The sequence below is a fragment of the Thermosipho melanesiensis BI429 genome (genome assembly GCF_000016905.1).
Taxonomy (GTDB): Bacteria; Thermotogota; Thermotogae; order Thermotogales; family Fervidobacteriaceae; genus Thermosipho; species Thermosipho melanesiensis.
On sequence record NC_009616.1, the window covers coordinates 1,730,850 to 1,751,680 of the forward strand.

The 20,831-nt window shown below is 28.6% G+C and carries 24 protein-coding genes; 2 read left to right on the forward strand and 22 right to left on the reverse strand.

Going from position 1 to position 20,831, the window contains the following annotated elements; translation table 11 throughout:
• The first annotated feature begins 53 nt into the window (after positions 1 to 53).
• Positions 54 to 431 (forward strand): hypothetical protein, encoded by a 378-nt coding sequence (locus TMEL_RS08900; protein WP_049750444.1) that lies wholly within the window; start codon positions 54 to 56, stop codon positions 429 to 431.
• Here TMEL_RS08900 and TMEL_RS08905 read toward each other — a convergent pair.
• The 12 genes from TMEL_RS08905 to TMEL_RS08960 are packed head-to-tail and all read right to left on the reverse strand — an operon-like array spanning position 418 to position 11,285.
• Complete coding sequence (locus tag TMEL_RS08905; RefSeq protein ID WP_012057939.1) at positions 418 to 972, reverse strand: ComEA family DNA-binding protein; 555 nt, start codon at positions 970 to 972, stop codon at positions 418 to 420. The two genes, TMEL_RS08900 and TMEL_RS08905, sit on opposite strands and share 14 nt — an antisense overlap.
• Positions 966 to 1,754, reverse strand: a complete 789-nt coding sequence (amrB, locus tag TMEL_RS08910) for an AmmeMemoRadiSam system protein B (RefSeq protein ID WP_012057940.1) — start codon at positions 1,752 to 1,754, stop codon at positions 966 to 968. The genes TMEL_RS08905 and amrB overlap by 7 nt, the downstream gene beginning before the upstream one ends.
• Positions 1,754 to 5,662, reverse strand: a complete 3,909-nt coding sequence (locus tag TMEL_RS08915) for a type II secretion system protein GspD (RefSeq protein ID WP_012057941.1) — start codon at positions 5,660 to 5,662, stop codon at positions 1,754 to 1,756. Before TMEL_RS08915 ends, amrB begins: the two co-directional genes overlap by 1 nt.
• A complete protein-coding gene (locus TMEL_RS08920; RefSeq protein WP_012057942.1) occupies positions 5,662 to 6,108 on the reverse strand; it encodes a hypothetical protein in 447 nt (148 codons plus the stop codon). Before TMEL_RS08920 ends, TMEL_RS08915 begins: the two co-directional genes overlap by 1 nt.
• Positions 6,101 to 6,526, reverse strand: coding sequence for a hypothetical protein (locus tag TMEL_RS08925; protein ID WP_012057943.1), 426 nt, complete (start codon positions 6,524 to 6,526; stop codon positions 6,101 to 6,103). The genes TMEL_RS08920 and TMEL_RS08925 overlap by 8 nt, the downstream gene beginning before the upstream one ends.
• Positions 6,523 to 7,080, reverse strand: a complete 558-nt coding sequence (locus tag TMEL_RS08930) for a hypothetical protein (protein ID WP_012057944.1) — start codon at positions 7,078 to 7,080, stop codon at positions 6,523 to 6,525. The genes TMEL_RS08925 and TMEL_RS08930 overlap by 4 nt, the downstream gene beginning before the upstream one ends.
• On the reverse strand, positions 7,058 to 8,002 hold the full coding sequence (locus TMEL_RS08935) for a hypothetical protein (protein ID WP_012057945.1): 945 nt from the start codon (positions 8,000 to 8,002) through the stop codon (positions 7,058 to 7,060). The genes TMEL_RS08930 and TMEL_RS08935 overlap by 23 nt, the downstream gene beginning before the upstream one ends.
• 10 nt (positions 8,003 to 8,012) lie before the next feature.
• The gene (locus tag TMEL_RS08940) at positions 8,013 to 8,369 is read right to left on the reverse strand and encodes a hypothetical protein (RefSeq protein ID WP_012057946.1); all 357 of its coding nucleotides are present in this window, start codon (positions 8,367 to 8,369) and stop codon (positions 8,013 to 8,015) included.
• A 1-nt stretch (position 8,370) separates the two neighbouring features.
• Positions 8,371 to 9,564, reverse strand: a complete 1,194-nt coding sequence (locus TMEL_RS08945; protein ID WP_012057947.1) for a type II secretion system F family protein — start codon at positions 9,562 to 9,564, stop codon at positions 8,371 to 8,373.
• Positions 9,554 to 10,234 (reverse strand): ATP-binding cassette domain-containing protein, encoded by a 681-nt coding sequence (locus TMEL_RS08950; protein WP_012057948.1) that lies wholly within the window; start codon positions 10,232 to 10,234, stop codon positions 9,554 to 9,556. Before TMEL_RS08950 ends, TMEL_RS08945 begins: the two co-directional genes overlap by 11 nt.
• Positions 10,231 to 10,827 (reverse strand): class I SAM-dependent methyltransferase, encoded by a 597-nt coding sequence (locus TMEL_RS08955; RefSeq protein ID WP_012057949.1) that lies wholly within the window; start codon positions 10,825 to 10,827, stop codon positions 10,231 to 10,233. The genes TMEL_RS08950 and TMEL_RS08955 overlap by 4 nt, the downstream gene beginning before the upstream one ends.
• The gene (locus TMEL_RS08960; protein ID WP_012057950.1) at positions 10,827 to 11,285 is read right to left on the reverse strand and encodes a flavin reductase family protein; all 459 of its coding nucleotides are present in this window, start codon (positions 11,283 to 11,285) and stop codon (positions 10,827 to 10,829) included. The genes TMEL_RS08955 and TMEL_RS08960 overlap by 1 nt, the downstream gene beginning before the upstream one ends.
• A gap of 128 nt (positions 11,286 to 11,413) precedes the next feature.
• On the opposite strand from TMEL_RS08960, the gene TMEL_RS08965 reads away from it, so the two are divergent.
• Entirely contained in the window at positions 11,414 to 13,276 is a 1,863-nt protein-coding gene (locus TMEL_RS08965) for a transketolase (RefSeq protein ID WP_041426119.1), read from the forward strand.
• Between the two features lie 38 nt (positions 13,277 to 13,314).
• Here the strand turns inward: TMEL_RS08965 and TMEL_RS08970 are convergent, their stop codons facing one another.
• From TMEL_RS08970 to TMEL_RS09015, 10 genes are read right to left on the reverse strand one after another with little or no spacing between them, the layout of a single operon-like run.
• Positions 13,315 to 13,716 (reverse strand): hypothetical protein, encoded by a 402-nt coding sequence (locus tag TMEL_RS08970; RefSeq protein WP_012057952.1) that lies wholly within the window; start codon positions 13,714 to 13,716, stop codon positions 13,315 to 13,317.
• Between the two features lie 14 nt (positions 13,717 to 13,730).
• Entirely contained in the window at positions 13,731 to 14,006 is a 276-nt protein-coding gene (gene rpsT / locus TMEL_RS08975; RefSeq protein ID WP_012057953.1) for a 30S ribosomal protein S20, read from the reverse strand.
• 17 nt (positions 14,007 to 14,023) lie between these two features.
• Entirely contained in the window at positions 14,024 to 15,211 is a 1,188-nt protein-coding gene (gene metK, locus TMEL_RS08980; RefSeq protein WP_012057954.1) for a methionine adenosyltransferase, read from the reverse strand.
• Positions 15,208 to 15,522 (reverse strand): hypothetical protein, encoded by a 315-nt coding sequence (locus TMEL_RS08985; protein WP_012057955.1) that lies wholly within the window; start codon positions 15,520 to 15,522, stop codon positions 15,208 to 15,210. Before TMEL_RS08985 ends, metK begins: the two co-directional genes overlap by 4 nt.
• A gap of 2 nt (positions 15,523 to 15,524) precedes the next feature.
• Positions 15,525 to 16,490 carry a M23 family metallopeptidase gene (locus tag TMEL_RS08990; protein WP_012057956.1) on the reverse strand — a complete coding sequence of 322 codons (966 nt, stop codon included), beginning with the start codon at positions 16,488 to 16,490 and terminating at the stop codon, positions 15,525 to 15,527.
• A complete protein-coding gene (hflX, locus tag TMEL_RS08995) occupies positions 16,487 to 17,572 on the reverse strand; it encodes a GTPase HflX (RefSeq protein ID WP_012057957.1) in 1,086 nt (361 codons plus the stop codon). The genes TMEL_RS08990 and hflX overlap by 4 nt, the downstream gene beginning before the upstream one ends.
• Positions 17,559 to 17,819: an RNA chaperone Hfq gene (hfq, locus tag TMEL_RS09000; RefSeq protein WP_012057958.1), complete on the reverse strand. Its 261-nt coding sequence runs from the start codon at positions 17,817 to 17,819 to the stop codon at positions 17,559 to 17,561. Before hfq ends, hflX begins: the two co-directional genes overlap by 14 nt.
• Before the next feature lie 2 nt (positions 17,820 to 17,821).
• Positions 17,822 to 18,256, reverse strand: coding sequence for a GerMN domain-containing protein (locus TMEL_RS09005; RefSeq protein ID WP_012057959.1), 435 nt, complete (start codon positions 18,254 to 18,256; stop codon positions 17,822 to 17,824).
• Entirely contained in the window at positions 18,253 to 19,152 is a 900-nt protein-coding gene (locus TMEL_RS09010) for a DUF4941 domain-containing protein (protein WP_012057960.1), read from the reverse strand. Before TMEL_RS09010 ends, TMEL_RS09005 begins: the two co-directional genes overlap by 4 nt.
• Positions 19,149 to 20,828 carry a nucleoside kinase gene (locus TMEL_RS09015; RefSeq protein WP_012057961.1) on the reverse strand — a complete coding sequence of 560 codons (1,680 nt, stop codon included), beginning with the start codon at positions 20,826 to 20,828 and terminating at the stop codon, positions 19,149 to 19,151. The genes TMEL_RS09010 and TMEL_RS09015 overlap by 4 nt, the downstream gene beginning before the upstream one ends.
• Positions 20,829 to 20,831: the final 3 nt, after the last annotated feature.

A 20,831-nucleotide genomic window follows, 5' to 3' on the forward strand; every position in this document is an offset into this window, starting at 1 on the left:
ATACTTCTAATGTCAATAAATGATATAATATTTAACAGGAGTGAGGTGAGATATTGAAAAGAATATTGATACTTTCAACAATTATACTTTTGATTTTAAGTATGACTATTGTTGCTTTGTACGGAAAAGGGATAATAAAGTATACTTGGATTTTAAAAATTCCAGGAAGAATCCCAGGCGGGCCTAGTGTTCCAAGTTTTGAAGTCCAATATACAAGATTATTTATTAGTTTTCTATTGAACATTATCGCTATAATTTTTCTAATCGCATTGTTTTATAATAATTCATTTAAAATTACTCTAGGTGTTTTTATAACTTCAGTTATATTAATTTTTACTTCGATGCTGACTTATTATAACCTTTTCCAACTAATTGCTTTAATTTCGATAATTAGTTTGGTAATGTTTCTAAATCAGTCTAAAGTTCAATAAATGGTTTTATTTTTTCTAAAGTTTTTTTGCCTATACCCTTTACTTTCAATAAATCTTCAAAAGATTGTACATTTCCAAACTTTTTCCTGAACTCTATTATTTCCTGAGCCTTAACCTTGCCAATACCTGGAAGTTTCATTAACTCTTCAACACTGGCATTATTAATATTTATTTTTACATCTTCACTTCCAGATGGACTATTTGTAATAACATTTGCAGTCTTGATTTTTATAAATGGTTTTATTTTTTTCAATGTAGACGGCCCGATGCCTGAAACATTTAATAAATCATCAATAGATAAAAATTCTCCTACCTTTTCTCTATAATTAATTATACTTTTTGCTTTGGTCGGACCTATACCCGGCAATGATACAAGTTGCTCAAAAGTTGCGGAATTTATATCTATTATCTGTTCCGCATATTTTCTGGTTTTCTCTCCGCTTTTTTGTATAATCTCTTTCTGCTGAAAAATTGCTGTAGTTAACACTAAAAAAACGATAAATATTACTACAAGGTGTTTTATGTCATTTTTCTTTACCATAACACAAAACCTGCATACCCAACTGTAAAATTATAATCATTCGAAAACTCAGCACTAGTTGTATGATATACAAGCTTTACATTGCTAAAATAATTAAGCAAAACAGCAATTGGACCTGTTCCACATGCTGTTATCTTTTTACTAAGTTTAAATAATTCCTCAACATTTTGTTTTAAAATATTTTCAATAAAAATTTCGTCTTTTTTCATTGTTATATCGTGTGGATCATAGTGATTTAAATCAGATGAAGCAATAATTAAAGTACTTTTTAGTTCAAGTTTTTTTAATATCTCCACGATTCTCATCGTGTATAAATGACTTGGAAAATTATAAACAATTGGCACAAGTTTTATATCACCGTAATAATATTTTAAAAATGGCAGTATAACTTCTATAGAATGTTCCATTGTGTGTGCTGCATAATCAGAAACGAATATATCGAATTTCAGTAATTTTTCAGTTATTTTTTCATCAACTGCAATATTGCCAAAAGGAGTTTCCCATTCGCCTCTTTCCCACACAGAGCAAATTCCAATACCTGTTCCGGTATGATTTGTCCCCAAAATAATTACCCTTTCAGGTTTTCCAAAACGAAATGATTCTTTTAATGTTAGTAAAGCTGTTTTACCACTGTATACATAACCAGCATGTGGCAAAATCATTCCAAAATTGTTATTTGAAAATTCTAATTTTACCTTTTCAGCATAAACTTCAAAAAATTTCTTCAATTTTTCAGGGCTTTTTGGATAAAACTTATCCGCAAAAGTCATCGTTCTTTTCATTATTCCACAACCTTTGCTGAGATAAGTATAATTATATTTCTTTTTACTAGATCATTTTTTTCTGTTTTAAAGAATTTGCCGATTATAGGCAAATCACCCAAAATCGGTACTTTACTCTCTGTTTTAGAATTTTCCTCACGAGTCAATCCGCCAATAATTAATGTTTCATTTTCTTTCAATGAAATTTTCGAATTAAATTCTCTAGTTCTTTCTAATGGTAACGTTAAACCATAAACATTTTTTACATCCCAATCAAAACTACTTACCTTTATGTTTAATTCTAAATCAATAGTGTTATCAGCATTAACAAAAGGTGTTATTTCTAAAGTTACACCAGACTCAATATACTTTATCTCTTGTGTATTTTCAGCAGTAGTTAAAACTATAGGAATTTTATCTCCAATTAAAATACTTGCTTTTTCCCCACTTTTGGCAACAACATTGGGGCTTGCAAGTATTTTAGTATCTTTATCAGTAGCGTTGATCTTCCCATTTAATTTTAATGTTAATTCATTCACCGTTCCAACTGAAAGCAATTTTTCAACTATCTTCTCTAAAGACATTTCACCCAAAGTTAATGTTATATCAAATCCATCTTTTGATAAATTCCCAATATTCGAAGTTAACTCGCCTAAAGTTAAATCAAGAGAATTAGTAAATTCTTCATCAACAACCCTAACTTCAATTAAAGCTAATTTTGAATTCAAATATTTTTCAATATAATTTCTGATTTCTCCTGCAATCTTCGCATCAATTCCCGTCGCAATAACCACGCCTGCAGCTGAATCAACAAACGAGTTCCCGCCGTAAAATTCTATCAATTTTTGGATTTTTTCAACATTTTTAGGAACTGAAAACGTAAAAGTATTTATTGTTTTTGTTCCTTCACTTGTCAATAAATCAAAGACATAAATACCATCTTCTTTTTTTACCTCAATATTATAGTTGTTTAATATCTTTTCAAAACTATCAAAATTTAAATCATTGACATAAAGATTTGCTAAAGTATTAATATCCTTTGAAATCACCGCAGAATAGCCATATCCTTTTACGACTTGTCTTATTACCTCTCTTAATGAAACATTTTCGGCATTAATATTAAATTTTCCATCTTTAAATTCCACAACATTATTTTTTTCCTCTACTTTCCCCTTGGGTTTTATATATACCAAACTTCCTTCTTTAGTTATATCAACCTTTTTTAACAATATATTTTCAAATTCTTTCAAAGTTGCATTATTCAATACAATATTTAAATCATCATCTACAGAGTCCACAATAACTGCATAACCAAATTTTGGATAAACATTTCTGGAAATTTCAACTATTGTTGCATTGGTAGCGTTAATTGTAATTAAGCCATTTTTCACCATAATTTTTTTTGTATTATCGTTGAAGTACATAATGTTTTCTTTTCTTCTTACATTGACACCTTGTTCATTTAAAAAATTAATAAAATCATCTAAAGTAATCTCTGCGACATTTAATGTAACATGTTTATTTATCTCTGACTCAAAGATAATATCTAGATTAAACTTTGAAAAAATTTTATCAATTAGATTTTTCAAATTATAATCTTTAACATTAATATTTATTTTTCCATTTTCTACACTAACAAAACTTTGTTCGAAACTCCTCAATTTTTCTTTTAGTACATTTAAATCATTCAAATTACCCTTTGCAAAGATTTTTCCATTTAATCTCAAAATCTCAATCTTATTTCCAAAGTTAAACTTCACAAATTCTTCTAAATTATCAATATCAGTATTTATTTCAACAATTGAATTATTCTGATTGACATTCATTAATAAATCCTCAACTTCATCAAACATATTCTTATCACCAAATACTAACAATTTACCATTCAAATCATATACCTTAGAGTCTGGTATAACACTCTCTATAATTACCTTTATATTTTCTGAAAAAGGCACATTAAATAACTTAACTTCTTTTTCCAAGTTATATTCACTCAAAAAATTCTTGGCCTGTTCTACATTATTTTTCTCACCTTTAAGAATTAACAGATTATTTAAAGGATAATACTTTGCGGTAACATTGTATAAGTCGTTGAATATTGATTTAATTTCATCAAAATTTTCGATATCTACTTTTACTTCCTCAATATACATCGTTCCAATATTTTTTTCATAAAAATCTTTTGCCTCTTTAGCCCTATCTCCTTCAATGTAAACCTTGTCTTTTAATTCATATACATTTACATTAAATAAATCTTCTAAAATCTTTTTTGATTCTGGTTCTATTTTTCTAAGTTCAACTATTTGCTTTCCAAATTGATCACGAATTTTCTCTATTTCAGAAATTGTTGAATCATCAACTCCCTCAAACACTATAGTATAATCAGATTGAAAGACTGGTGTTGCGTCTACCATGGAAATTATTAAATCTTTTGGCGGATCAAACGGTGTTAATTTTACAACATATCTTCTTTCCTTCTTAGAAATTTTCATTAGTTCTTCAATTACCTTTTCTTTCCCTTCAACTAATACACTTCCATCATCAAATTTTTTCATAATCCTAACATTTTTCAGTTTATCATCACTAACTTTTACCTTTGCAGTTTTAGTTCCTGAAATTTCGACAAATTGATTGAACCTCCTGTAAATTTCCTCAGTTACAAATAAAGTAACAAAAACTTTTCCATTTGATTCGATAACCTTACCATTATTTTCACTTATCCCTAAATAATCCATCGCATTTTTAACAGTTTTTAAACTTATATCTTCAAATACCATTCTGTATGGATTTCCTATACTTCTATCATTGTTTAGTCTTTCCACAATTTCCTTGTAAAAACTTGGAACTTTTATTATTCCTCCAAATACTTTATACGGTATGTTTAAAGATTCAAGAACTTGAACAATTCTTTCTGGATATTTTACTTTAACATCAATCATTCCATCATAATCTAGTGCATTCACATCCTTCAAAGTTGAAACAAGATAGCCAACGGTATTGGCAACCTCAGAATTTGCATAAATTGCTACTTGTTTTAAAGAAGCAAGTACAACATACTTAAAATCATATATTGTAGAAATATTATTTAAAAAATTTTCAACAATATTCGCATCTACCGTATATGAATAGTAATACCATGATTTAGTTGGTCTTACAGAGATTGCATCAGAAACTAACCTATGTTCTCTAATGCCTCCATATACAAATACTTTACTTTTATCCTTTAAAAAATTCATGAAAGTTCCAGAACTTAAAAGAGCTTTTATCCTTTCTGCACTAATTTCACCATCATAAATTTGCCAATACATTGCAAAATTATTCTTTATTTCATCTTCTAGGCCTAAATACAAAGTACCATCAGGTCCATATGCATAGCAAACGTTAGGATTGTTTAAAAACAACAACCTTAAAGCTTTTTCTATCTCAACATTCTTTACATCTAAATTAACTTCCGTATCTCTAACTCCTTCATATAATGAAATATTAATACCTAATGCACGGGAAAATTCTCTAATTACCACATCTAACGGTGCATTTAAAAAAGAAAAGCTAAATTTTTGATTCACAACGCTGTGCGGAAAATTAACTACAATTTTGTTACCAACAACATACCAGTCTGCTTTTACTGGAACTATTGTAAAAAAGAATATTGCTACTGTATTTCTTGTAGGTGTCAACTGAATACCTTCTAATGGACCTTTAGAAACAGGTAAAAATGCACTTTGAAGATTTTCATTTTCAATTTCAACATAATAAACCGTTCTTGAATCATTCCAATTAAATCTTACCTCTGATGGTGAGATTTCCCTATCAAATTCTACTACTACTTGTAGTTTGTTCTCCAATGAATAATAATCAACATTTACTATATTTGGATATAAATAACCAATGATAGAAATCAATAATCCCAAAATAACAATTTTTTTCATCAATAAGTCCCCCCTATCTTTTCTGGAACAATTAATTTAATACTACCATCGTTGATATCTAAAACTATTAAACTTTTATTACTAACATTTAAGGTATAGTACCTATCCAAAAAAACATTTTCTTTGGGATCAACTTTAATAATTCCATTTGAATTTTTTAAGTAAATAAATTCCTTTTCATCTTCCTTATAATAACCAACGTAATACAAATCATTGACTATTGAATAATTCTTCAAATGTTCTGCATCCATAGTAACTTTAAAATAAAACGGAACAAAACAACTAACGCTTTTGACCATTTTGAAATTAGTATAGTCATTTTTTGCTTTAATAATATATTGCTTTGTCTGAACTTCACTAGAATAATCCTTTCTAAATAGAAAAAAGAAAATTAATATTAAAACTACAAATGCTCCTATTATAATTAAAATAGATTTTTTATTCAATTATATCACCAACTTTCATATGAAAATACACGTCAAGTTTCGCATCTTTTTTAAAAATAATTGGAAAATCTGTCTTTACATCTACATTCAAAACTTCAATTGGAATACTTTTTGAATTCAATAATTTATGCATAAATTCTTCGAATTTATGTACTTCCATATACATTGAAAAATATTTTTCATTGGAAAATGTATACAAAAAATCTTTAGAATCATTTTTAATAATATTTTCAAGTTGCTTAAAGTTAATATCAAAATTATTATAAAGCTGAATTTTTGAATTCAAAAGCTCTGTTTGAAATTTGAATTTTCTAATAAAATTCATTTTTACCACAAAAATATTGAATAATAAAACAAATAATAAAACAAAAAACATTCCCCAAAAAAATAACATGGCATATTTTTGTTTTATTGTCATAACTCTCCCTCCATTATAAATTCAAACATTTTAAAATCGCTATACAAAACCTTGGTATCGTTAAGCTTTATGCTTATATTCTTGTAAAATTTACTGAGATTTTTGATAACACTTTCAAAATCTTCAGGAACATTTGAATATTCATAAAACAAAATGCTAAACTTTTTTCCATCGAATTTTATACTTTTTATAAAAAAGTCTTCTTTTTTCGTATTAAAGAAATCAAATAACATTTGCAAAAAATATTTCGAATAAAAAACATTATTCAAGTAATTTTTATAATAAGTAATTTTATTAACAATAATGTTTAATTTTGAATCGTATTCATTAATTTTATTTTCAATAATATTTGGAATCTCTAAAGGATCTAAAAATGTAATATTGTTAAAAACTAATGGATATTTTTCAATTGTATTTGAGATACTTAAATATAACCAAAATTGCGCAAGAAAAAAAGTTGAAAAAAAAGGTACGAGAATAATAAAAATATAAAATAAAAATCTTTTCAAAGACATATACCTTTCTTTTTGATTATACAAGTTCAACCTTTCCAAAATTTATCCCCCCTCTTTTTAAAAGCCCCAAAACCCCAAGATACCTATAATTTCTTAATATTTTACTTAAATCTTGAAAATAAAATCTATTCAACAAAAGTGAAGATTCAGTATACCTTTCTCGTATAAATTCATTCAAAATATTTGAATCTGTTACTATTTGTATCGTTTGAATACTGTCAATTCCAATTTTCTCATCCATCGAATTCACAGTAACAAATATCTCCCTTTCAATTAAAGATAACAAATCATTAAAAATACCCGTTATAAACGTCTTACCATCATTTATTAAATCTTCATCATCTAAATACTCTAACTCGTATAAAGTATAACCAAGTTCATCTAAAAGTATTCCACTTAAGTTATTTAAGTTAAAATCAGAATATCTAATTTCCATTAACTCTGAATTATTAAATACCAAAATTCCAGAAGAATTTTTATTAATAAAAAACTGAATATTATATCCCGGAAGTTTATTGAACATTAAAGATTCCTTTAAAAAGTCAGGATAAACAACGTCAGGTTCGGGAATATTTCTTTGGGACAAAACTTGAAAATAGGCATGAAAATCCTCTTTTTTAATTATAAAAACATTTGCTTTTCCATTAGGATTAAGTATGTAGTCGAAAAAAAACTCATTGGGTTGAACACCCAAACTTTGGGAAATTTCAAGTAATATTAACTTTTCAAGCTCTTTTTTGTTTTTCACGGAAGGTAAATCAATTTTCAAATTTAAAATATAATCCCACGGTATGTTAACAATGACAAAATCATCCACCGTAATTTCAAAAGTAGATTCCCAATCTTTTAAAAATAATACTTTACTTTTACCAAAAAAATATTCAAGAGCTCCAAAATAAATATCATTCTCACTATGAAAATCAACAGCAATAACCCTTCTTCCCAAAAGTTCTTTTATCAAAATTCCCCTCCTATTCCCCTGAAATATCAAACACTATAGGTTCAACTTTATATTTTCCAAAAGTTCCTCCAGTTACTCTATATAAAGGAATAATTCTTAATTCGTTGCTTTCAAAATAATTTCCAAAATCTATTTCCTTTATAATCCCCACATTCTCTTTTCTGAAAAATGTATAATAAATATAAACTTTATTTCCTTTATACTTTATATAATCTGCATTTGATTTCCACAATCCACAATAAACAATAGTCTTAAATAATTCCTCATTCAATATCATTTTATCTAACATCCTAAAAACAGAAATTATGCTAATAGAAAATATAATTACACTAATCAAAAGTACAACCATTAATTCAATATATGTCATATTATCCTCCAAAAGTTGATTGCATTTGGAAAATAGTTGAATACATAGCATATGCCAAAAATGCAATAAAAAGCCCAACAAAAGCTATCATCACTGGCTCAAGCATTGATAATAATTTTTTCGTATCTTGTTGTATCTGATCATCAAAAAAATCCGCCACTTTTTCCATTACCACTTCCAATTTACCCGTCTCTTCACCTGTACCTATCATTTCATAAATTATTTGTGGAAAAACCTTTTCAGATTTTAAAGCCTGTTTCAGAGAATTTCCACTTTTAACCTTTTCTTCTACATTTTTTATTTTTGAAATAAATTTTCTATTATTAGAAGCTCTTGCCGCCATTTCCAAGGAATCAATAATCGAAACACCACTCCCAACAAGTACCCCAAAAGTTCTTGAAAATCTTTCAAACGTTATTTTTTCTCTCAATTTTCTAATAGGTGGAAATAGATTTCCAACAAAATCTTTTAATTTTTTTCCATATTCTGTTTTCAAAAACAGAAAAATCCCGGAAAACAACAAAATAGAAAATACAGCAACTAAAAAACCATTTTCCGTTAACAACTTATTAAGCCTTACAAGAGTAGAAATCAATCCAGATGTTGGAATATTTCCAAATACCATAAAAAGTTTTGGTAAAATAAATAAACTAATTACCAAAACAACAATAACTGCGAAACTGAGAATAAAAATTGGGTATACCATTGCAGATTTTACTTGTTGTTGCGTTCTATTCAAATTTTCATAATAATTAGATAATTTTTCTAAAGTTTCTTCCAAAACTCCGCCTTCCTCTCCCGCTTTCAACATATTAATAAAAACGTTATCAAACACTCCTTGCTTTTTAAAAGCATCTGTCAGGGATGTTCCAACATCCAATTCATTAACAACATTTAGCAAAACTTTTCTAAATCTCTTTGAAAATATTTCTTGGTTTGACAAAATATGTATTGCCTCTCGTAATCTTAAACCTGCTTTTATCATAGTCTCAAGTTGTCTTGTAAAAAATACTATATCTTTTAATGGAATACCAAAAATATTTTTAAATTCCTTCCTTATCTTTGCTTCCCTAATATCAACAACGGATAATCCGTTTAACTTCAATTTTGATAAAGCTTCTTGTAAATTCGCTGCTTCAATTTCACCTTTTACCTTTTGCATATCCTTATTGTAAGCTTGATACTCAAATTTCAATTTTATTCCCCTTTCTTATTAATTTTCCATGAATAAGTTTATAAACTTTTCCATTAAAATCCGAAAATTTTTCAATGTCATGAGTTACAATAACTAAAGTCCTTCCTTTGGAATCTTTCCAATTTCTTAAATATTCTATTATTTTCCTTTCGTTTTTCCTATCTAATCCTACTGTTGGTTCATCCAAAATTAAAATTTTAGGATCATGAGCTAAAGCACTTGCTAACGCAATCCTTCTTTGCTCCCCCCCAGAAAGCTGAAACGGAGATTTTTTCAAATAATCTTGAAGTTGAAAAAAGTGAACTATTTCATTAAATCTTTTTTCTGGATTATCAACTCTAAAATTTTTTATTGAAAAGTATATTTCATCTTCAACTGTTTCCGAAAAAAACTGCTTTTCTGGGAATTGAAAAGCAAAACCAATGTATCTTCTATATTCATAAGGCCTTTCAAATGGATTTTCAAAATCATTGACTAAAACTTCTCCACTAGTTGGCTTAATTAAAAAATCAAGTAAATAAAGCAATGTTGTTTTTCCACTTCCTGTTTTACCTATAACAAATATAGTTTCACCATTTTCTATTTTTAAATTAATGGAATCTAAAACTTTTTTTTCAAATGGAGTATCTGGATTATAAACATAACTTACATTTTTTAAAGTTATATTCATACTTTTTTTGAAAGATAAACCCTAATACCTCCTTCTTTACATAATTCTTCCACATTCCCAAAAATACTTTTCATATATTCTTTAATCCTTCTTCCACCTTTATTATGAAAAGCAACTAACTGTAAAGTACCTCCATCATTTAAAAAATCTAAAGATTTTTCTATAAGTTCCATCCATACTTTTTTTCCAGCAACAATAGGTGGATTTGAAACTATATGATCGAACTTTTCATTTTCCCAAACCTCAAACAAATAACCTTTCCTTATATCTGCTGCAATATTATTATCTTTCGCATTTATTTTTGCAAACTCCACAGCCCTTTCATTTATATCACTCATGTAAAGTTTGATATCTGGATTTTCCTTTTTCAAAGTTATACCAATTATTCCGTAACCACACCCAATATCTAGTATATTACCATTACTTATTCTTACATTCTCAATTAGTATTTTTGTAGCTTTATCCACTTTACCAAAAGAATATACACCACTAGGAGATTTAAATTTATAAATATGTCCGTTTTTTAAATTGATTATTACTTCTTTAATTTTAAGTTTACTAGTTGGTTTCTCTGTGTAATAGTGTTCAAACATTAACATCCCTCCAAAATTTTATGTTCACCGTATATTAAAGGTGTATCTTTAGAGTATACTTTTTCATCAATTACTTCTCCAATAAAGAGCGAGTGATCCCCTGCATTATATATATATTTTAATTCACATTCAATATATCCAACTATATCTTCAAGAATAGGTATACTATTCTTACTCAATGAAAACTCAACACTCTCAAATTTATTATAATCTTTTCCGCTCTTACTTCCAAAATGTATCGCAAGTTCTTTTTGTTTATTATTTAAGATATTGATTCCAAAAATCCTTGATTTTTTTAGCAAGGAATAGCTGTATCTCTCTTTTCCAATTGAAATTGCAATTAACCTTGGCTCTATCGAAACTCTAGTAATCCATGCAACAGTTATACCATTTATTCTTTTATCTACATTCATAGTTACCACAACAGTAGTATTAAAAATCTTTCCCAAGGCATCCATCTTCTCACCTCGATTAATATTATATCACAGTTAATTTTTAATAAAATTTTTTTACTTAAAATTTGTCTTTTCATAAGACCAAGTTTAATATTTTTGGTATAATTATATTGAAAAATAAAAGGAGGTGTATGAATTTGATTAAAAATCTTGAAGAAATTGCTAGACAATGTAGAGCAGACATCTTGACAATGACAACGGTTGCAGCCTCAGGTCATCCGGGCGGTTCCATGTCTTCAATTGATTTACTTGTCTCATTGTATTCATTTGCAAACATTTTTCCAAATGATCCTTGGAATGAAAAAAGAGACAGAATAGTTGTAAGTCATGGTCACATTTCTCCAGCTGTATATAGTACTCTTGCAGCATATGGATTCGTTAATAGAGATGAGGTTATTGCAGGTTTTAGGCATCCATCAAGTATTTTTGAAGGACACATTACCAGGGGAATTCCCGGAGTAGAATGGACCACAGGTAATCTAGGTCAAGGGTTATCTGCTGGTATTGGAATGGCGATTGCTGGTAAATTAAAAAAGGAAAATTATCATGTTTTTGTGGTAATGAGCGATGGTGAAAGTGCCAAAGGCCAAGTTGCAGAAGCAAGAAGAACTGCACGAAAATTCAATTTAGATAACTTAACAGTTATAATTGACTATAACGATATTCAAATAAGTGGTAGAGCTAGCAACATAATGTATGTAGATCTTAGAGAGGAATATCAAGCTGCAGATTGGAATGTTATTGAAATTGATGGACATGATTTTGAACAAATTATATCTGCACTAAAAATTGCAAAAAACGATAAAAAACCTACAGTGATAATTGCACACACCATTATTGGAAAAGGTGTAAGCTTTATGGAAGATACTCCAAAATATCACGGTAAACCTTTGAGTTTAGATGAATACGAAAAAGCAATAAGTGAACTTGGGCTTTCAGTAGATATTGAAAAATACATAAAAATGAGAGAAAAACTTGATATTCGCGAACACAAACAATTGAAATTAAAGTATGAAATTAACATTGATACTGGCAATCCTAAAATATATAGAGAAAAAACAGATAATAGAACTGCTTTAGGAAATGCTATTGCTGATCTTGCTCAACTTAACAATAATGTCGTAGCTATTGACTGCGACCTTAAATCATCAGTAAAATTAGACATTCTTGATAAAATAAAACCTGAGAAATTAATTGAAATTGGTGTTCAAGAACATAATGCAGCAGCTCTTGCTGGTGCTTTAAGTGCTGAAGGATTTGTAACATTCTTTGCAGATTTTGGAGTATTTGGAATTGATGAAACTTTTAATCAGCACAGATTAAACGCCATAAACAATACAAATCTAAAAGTGGTTGTAACACATTGTGGCGTCGATGTCGGTGAAGATGGAAAAACACATCATGCATTAAACTATATTTCTGCTCCACTTGCATGGTTTGGATTCAAAGTTATTGTACCTGCAGATCCAAATCAAACTGACAAAGTTGTAAGATATGTTGCTTCTCAATATGGAAATTACGTTGTAGCTATGGGAAGAAGCAAGGTTTCTTCCATCACAAAACCTGATGGTTCTCTATTTTTTGATGAAAATTATGAATTCAAGTACGGAAAAATTGATGTAATAAGAGATGGAGAGGATATAGTAATAATAACCTTAGGTTCAGTGCTACCACACGCATTAAAAGCTGTAGACGAACTTGCAAAAGAAGGAATTAATGTAGGTTTACTAAATGTTTCTTGTCCTTTTGATCTTGATGAAGAAGCTCTTTCAAGATATGCAAGAAACAAAGTAATAGTAGTCGAAGACCACAACGTGTACAACGGTCTTGGAACATTAATCGAATCTAAATTATTCAATTTAAAAATATTACCGGATATGTTTATCAAAGTAGGAATAGATAGATTCCCTGTTTCTGGAAATAGCAAATATCTGTTTAATATTTACGGACTTGATAGTGAAAAAATAAAAGAAACTATTAAAAGTATGATATAAAACAAATCCCCCATCAAACCGATGGGGGATTTAATTATTTATTCTTCTTCATCCGTATATCTTAAAAAATCTTCTAAATCTTCATCAATTGTAATACCATCCTCTTCTTCTAAACTTTCAATTGTTCTTTCCTCAAACTCTTCATTTGATGTGCCAAATGGATTTTTTGGATCGAGTTTTCCGTTAAAAATCTCAACTTTACTTTTTCCATCAATTAAATAAGCATTTGCAACAACTGTACTTTTTACAACACTCAAAATCTTCTTTACTAATTCTTCGTCGATATCATGATTTGGAGCACAAGTTAATACAAGTTTACCGTTATCATATTTAATTTCCGTTTGATTAGTTCTTGCAATTTCTATAATTTCTTGGTTATTCATTATAACATTTGCTTTTTGATCATTCAACAACATTTCAATAGTATAATGAAATGCCATGATACACCTCCAAATTATTCTATGGCAAAGTGTTTATTAATCTTACTCATTAATCTTGATTTTCTTCTTGCAGCTTCGTTTTTATGTACAGCACCTATTTTTGCTGCTTTATCTATTGCACTCTGAGCAATTTTATAAAGTTGCTCTACTTCTTCTTTAGTTTTTCCTTCGCTTAAAGCTAATAAAACTTTTTTAATAGAATTTTTCATTCTGGTTTTATATGCTTTATTTATTAATCTATTTCTTTCAGAAATTTTTACTCTTCTTTTTGCAGACTTTATATTTGGCATACTTTCAACCTCCTCAACTATAATAATCTTTTTAGCTCGTCAACCATGTCTAATTTTTCCCATGTGAATTCTTCAAGTTCTCTTCCAAAATGTCCATACGCTGCTGTTTTTTTGTAAATAGGTCTTAAAAGATTTAACTTCTTTATGATTGCTCCTGGTCTAAAGTCAAATAATTCAAGCACAGCTTTTAATATTTTATCTTCATCTATTTTTGCAGTTCCATACGTATTTATCATTACTGAAACAGGCTTTGCTTTACCAATTGCATATGCCACTTGAATCATAAATTTATCAGCTAAACCGGCAGCTACAACATTTTTTGCAACATATCTGGCAAAATAATGTGCAGATCTATCGACTTTTGTCGGATCTTTACCACTAAAAGCTCCTCCACCATGTGGAATTGCACCCCCATATGTATCTACAATAATTTTTCTACCTGTTAATCCCGTGTCTGCAGAAGGCCCTCCAAGAACAAATCTTCCAGTTGGATTAACAAGTATATTTAAATTATCATCCCTTAATTCTTCAGGAATAATTGGATCAATAACATATTTTACCAAAGCCTCTTTAATTTCAGCAATTGTCACATTAGGCTCATGCTGCGTTGAAATTAAAACTGTATCTACTCTTACTGGCCTATCATTTTCATCGTATTCAACTGTAACTTGCGTCTTTCCATCAGGTCTTAAAAAAGGAACTGTTCCGCTTTTTCTAATTTCTGAAAGTTTTAATGCAAGTTTATGAGCAAGCATTATTGGAAGTGGCATTAATTCTTTTGTTTCGTTAGTTGCATAACCAAACATCATACCTTGATCTCCTGCGCCAACAAGTTCTAAGTCATCTTGAGCATTTAATTCTCCTTCTTTTGCTTCTAAAGCTTTATCAACACCCATAGCTATATCTGGTGATTGGCTGTGAATTGAGGAAAGTACCGCACAAGTCTCTCCATCAAACCCGTATTTTGCTCTTGTATACCCTATTTCCATAATAGTTTTTCTTACTATATCTTGGATATCAACATATGCCCTTGTGGTAACTTCACCAGATACTATAGCTATTCCCGTAGTTACTAATGTTTCGACAGCTACCCTTGATCTGGGATCTTGTTCCAACATCGCATCTAAGATAGCATCACTGATTTGATCCGCTACCTTGTCTGGATGACCTTCGGTAACACTTTCGCTAGTAAAAAGCCTTCTCATCGCTCAACCTCCTTCTCAAAATCTTCTTTTGAAATAAACTTCCCTCCTGATATACCAAAACTTACTGGTTTATATGAACCAGTAAATTGTGCTCTAACTTCAATTTTATTCGGACACTTTGAACCAACATACACCTTATCGATTTTGTACGCAACGCTTGCACTATCATACTCTACTAAAAAATCATATCCTTTTCGCAAATGACTCCTAAAAACCTCTCCGCAATTTTCACATTTAAAATAAATTACTAATGCGTTTTTGTCATTATAAAACGGATTTTTTTCAATATTTTTCTTTCTTTTAAAAAACATACTCACATCTCCCGTTTTAAATTAAAACTAAACTCCTTTTTCCTTCCCCATGGATCATAAGTCTCAATCCTTACTTGAAAGAAAGCTAAATTAGTATTCAACGTTGGAAAATTATTTACTTTAATTGGACCTCCAACAGCTTCCGGATATAATCTATAATATGATTTATAAATATACCCAGCAGCTATTGAATCTTTTGTATAGATTATATACGGTTTGTAAAATATATCCAAAGGTATCTCATCAAGAATTATATGATACACCAATTTATTTGCAATGTAAAGCTTTATTTCTTTAAGACCTAATAAATTACTGTTAACTTTTAAATAAGAATTAATTTCAATTTTAGGAAATTCCCCAGAAAAAGTATACACAGCATCTTTATGATATTCTACCTTTTTACCATTAATTATTAATTCTTTTAACACAATATTCCCATCCGGGGGATTAATCTTAATAAAATCCAAAGGATCAAACAAAATAGTTTCATCATGATTCCTTATTTCAACATGCGAATGTGGTTTTACCGCTTCGCCTGTTTTACCAGAATATGCAATAATATCTCCTTGGGCAAACAGTATTTCATCCTCCGGAAACCTTACAACAATCTTTTCGTTTGGAAACTCTTTTATAAGATCATCAACAATAGATTGGATTATATAATTAAATGAACTTAAATGAGCATAAAGAGAACGATAACCATTAGGATGTTGTAACACAATAACATTTCCATAAATTGGATCATTAAGTTCAATTCTTACAACATACCCCTCATAAATAGCTTTAATAGGAATTCCTTCTTTTGAAAATGTGCTAAAATCAATTCCACCGTGAAAATGTGGAAGGTTACCCGTACTTCTAAACTCAGCAAAAGAAGATGTTAAATAACTATCATCCACTGGAGGAATAAAATTTGCAATCGATAAAAATGAGAAAAGTAACAATATGACTTGAAAAAATTTTTTCATTTCTTTATACTTACCTCCTTAAGTCTAACTTTGTCAATTTCATTTAGTAAATAATCAAAGTTTACTTTCTTCTTTGCAGAAATAAAAATTGCATCTTTAAACTCGTTTTCTAAATTTTTCAAATAATTTGAATTACAAAGATCAATCTTGTTAAAAACCAATTTTGTTCTACCTAAATTTACGCCAATTTTTTCAAGAGTTTCATAAATAACTTTTATTTTTTCTCTAAAACTCACATCCGATACATCTACAACAACCAAAGCTAAATCAGAATAAATTATTTCTTCTAAAGTAGATAAAAATGCCTCAATTATCAACGGATGCATTTTTCGAATAAACCCTACTGTATCGGAGAACACCGCAAACTTACCAGATGGCAACATTACTTTTCTGCTTGTTGGTGCTAACGTTGTAAACATTTCATCTTTTGAATATAAATTTTGCTTTGACAATTTAGATAATAAAGTAGTTTTTCCTGCATTTGTATAACCAACAATTGAAATTTTAAGTAAATTTGAATTTAACCGCTTTTTCCTCTGAATATCTCTATTCCTTTTTATCATTTTTAACTTATTTTGTAAAGTACTTATTCTTCTTTTCAAATATCTTTTTTCATACTCCAACTTTTTTTCCCCAGGTCCTCTAGTGCCAATTCCACCACCAAGCCTTGATAACTCTTTACCTTTTCCTACCAAATATGGCATCAAATATCGCAATCTTGCGATTTCAACTTGTATTCTACCTTCTTTTGTCTTTGCATGTTTAGAAAAAATCTCCAAGATTACCTCAGTTCTATCATAAACTTTTTTATATAAAATCGTTTCTATATTTCGCCTCTGAATATTTGTAATATCATCATCAATTACTAAGTAATCTATTTCACCTTTTTCAATTAACTCTTTTATTTTTAGTAATAAACCTTTCCCAAAGTAAAATCTTGCATCAGGAGTCCGTCTTTTTTGAAATATTTTATCAAAAACGTTCCAGCCTAAAGTTTTACATAATTGTTCTAATTCATAAAACGATTCATCAACAAACTTTTTATAAATTCCTGCAATTAAAACTTGCTTATTCTTCTTCATCACTGTCCTTTCCTTCTTGTTGTTGCTTGCTTGTCAATCGGACAAAAGATTCAGGCATTATAGTACTTACTGCATGTTTGTAAATTAAATTTTGCTGATTTCCATTCTCTAATAACATAGTAAAATTATCAAATGATCTTATAATACCCTTCGTTTGGAATCCATTAACCAGATAGACTTTTACCGGTATTTTGCTAGTTCTTAAAATATTCAAAAACCTATCTTGTAAGTTAAATTTTTCAGCCATACCTACTCCCCCTTCTTTATATATAATTCTTTAGGAAATGAAAAATAAATATTAACATTCTTTATAAAAATATCACTTTGTTTACCGTCAACCAATAAATATATTCTATCAATTCCCTGGACATTTTCGAATAATGAATATAAAATCTGCAAAACTAATAAAACTTCCTCATCAACAGAATAATTTTGTATATTATTTGAGCTCAAATCAACAATAAGAGCAGTATCTACAAAATAATAAGCATTCAATATACTTTTGGGAACATACGTCTTTAATCCAGAAGATAAATTGTACGTCGCCAATTTTTTAAAAACTAATTCAACGGAATTCACCTTTCCTGCTTCTAAGAAGATTATATCATTATTTTTAATAAAGGCAATCTTTGAGGCAAAAGATAAAGTCACAATCAGTAAAACAATTAAAATACATCTTTTCATTCAATTTCCTCCTGTAAAAACTTTTCTATTTCTTTCCATATATTGCTTGGTGTAAAAATAACAATTCCGGGCAAATCCTTTGGAAGTTGAACAAAACTCAAATATCTAATCTTAAGATTAAATCTTTCCGCAATAAGTTTACCAAATTTATCCGATATAGAAAAAACATTCCAATCATTTCCAGAAAAATCAGGTGTATAATTACCAACAAACACTGTATTTAATTTCGAATCTTTGAATATTAAAGCAAAACTTTTAGAATCATAACTCGTTATCTTTTCTCCAAACAACTTAATTATCAAATTATTTATTTCATACTCTTTTACAAACTGTATAATTATTCGACCAGGGATTTTGTTAATTTCTACTTCAAAATTTCCATCCACTTTTTTTACAAAAAGCCTGTCTCCATTTTTGTAAAGTTTTCCCTCAAAATAAACCAATCCATTTACATTAACAACTATTGAACCTTCAACTTTTGAGATATTTAATAAATCTTTTCCAAAATAAATTATTTGAATATATCCACCAAAATCACTAACTTTCTCAATTAACATCTCGGCTAATTGATAAGTGTTTCCAATAACAATATACCGAATTCCAAAAAAATTTAAAATATCATCAAAACTTATTTTTGTATAAGCTTCTTCATCAAGAACAACAACATTATTAGAGAAGGAAATAAACTTTCCCTTCCATTCTATATATTTAAATGATGAAATAGTTCCAGTAGATGGCATATCAAAATTCAAAAAGCTTGAATATTCATTTAACAAATTATATATCGATTCAAAATCTATCTTTACAATATTGCATGTTTTATCACCAAATTTGACAATAGTAGCAAAATAAATTGTTGTCAATAAAATTAAAATTATAAAAAAAACTTTTCTCAATATTTAAATACACTCCTTCCTATAAATTCTCTAATTAAAGAAGTTCTTGGAATGTCTTCGATATTTGTTATAGGTAAAAAATAATCAAGTATTTTCAATAACCTAGTTACTTCAGAATATTCAGGTTTATCGTCTGGAACTACAATTAACAACTGCTCTGCAAAAATCTTTAACACTGAAATTTCATATACTAAAGCACTGTTAAACATAATATCTGCATTTTCCTGATAAGGAAAAATATTTCTATCTTCTCCCCGTCTTACACTTGGCCACATTCTTAAAGTAGCCAAAGCATCATGCCCACGGAATTTACTATCTCTAACTATTCTCCTTAATAACCTTGTATCAGTAGTATGCAATCTATTTGTATTATCCAAATTCAATTGTGTTAAAGCACTTGCATAGATCTTATACTTTAACTCTTCTGGAATCAGTTCAGTAAGTTTTGGATTTAAGCCATGTATTCCTTCAACAATAATCGGTTGATCCTTTTCAATTTTTAATTTTCTACCTTTCTTTCTTTTACCCTGTGTAAAATCAAATTTCGGTATTTCAACTTCCTTTCCCTCAAATAAATCCAACAAATTTCTATTAAATAATTCAACATCTATTGCTTCTAAAGCTTCAAAGTCAGGTTTTCCGTTTTCATCAACAGGAGTTTTTTCTCTATCTACGAAATAATCATCTAACGAAATTGTTACAGGCCTTAAACCACTTGCTCTTAATTGAACCATTAATCTCTTTGAAAAAGTTGTCTTTCCACTTGAAGAAGGACCTGCAATTAACACTAAACGCACAGTCTTTTTCTTTTTTATTTCCTCTGCAATAAAAGCTATTTTCTTTTCATGCAAAGCTTCTGACATTATAATTAAATCGGTAACACTTCTTTCTCCACTAGCAATTACTCTATTTAAATCACCTACACTATCTATATTCATAATTTCAAGCCATTTTTTGTATTCTATAAATACCTGACTTAATTTAGTCATAGGTTTAAACTCAAGTATCGCTTTTCCATCCTTAAAAACAGGTAAAACAAGTACAAATCCATCTTCATACTTAAACAGATCAAAATATTTCAAAACACCAGTAGAATGTGGCATATATCCGTAAAAATAATCAAAGTGTTCATCTAATTTGTAAACCTTTACTGTTTTTTTCTTTCTATATTTTAACAAATTAACTTTATCGCTATATCCCAATTTATCAAATAGTTTTAATGCTTCACTTTTAAAAAACTCCATTTTCAAAAATCTTTCATTTTTGTTGATCACTTCAAACATCTTACTCTTAACATTTTCAATTTCTTCATCTGATAAAACTTTTAGGTTGTTGTTCAAATCTTTCAATTCACAATATATTGACTTTCCAATACTATGTGATACTTTCAAAAAATGATTTGGATATATTTTCTTTAATACATATTTTAGAATAAACAACAAACCTCTTTGATAAATTCTAAATCCATCTATAGAATTCACATCCAAAAATACAACTTTTCCTGAATAGCTTAATGGCCTAAATAATTCCACAATATTATTATTATTTACTTTCGCAGCAACAATTGGAGATTTGTAATATTTAAAATAATCTCCCACAAAATTTTCAAGAGTACTACCTTTTTCAACTTCAACAACCCTTCCATCATCTAAAAACTCAAGTCTAATTTTTTCCATACT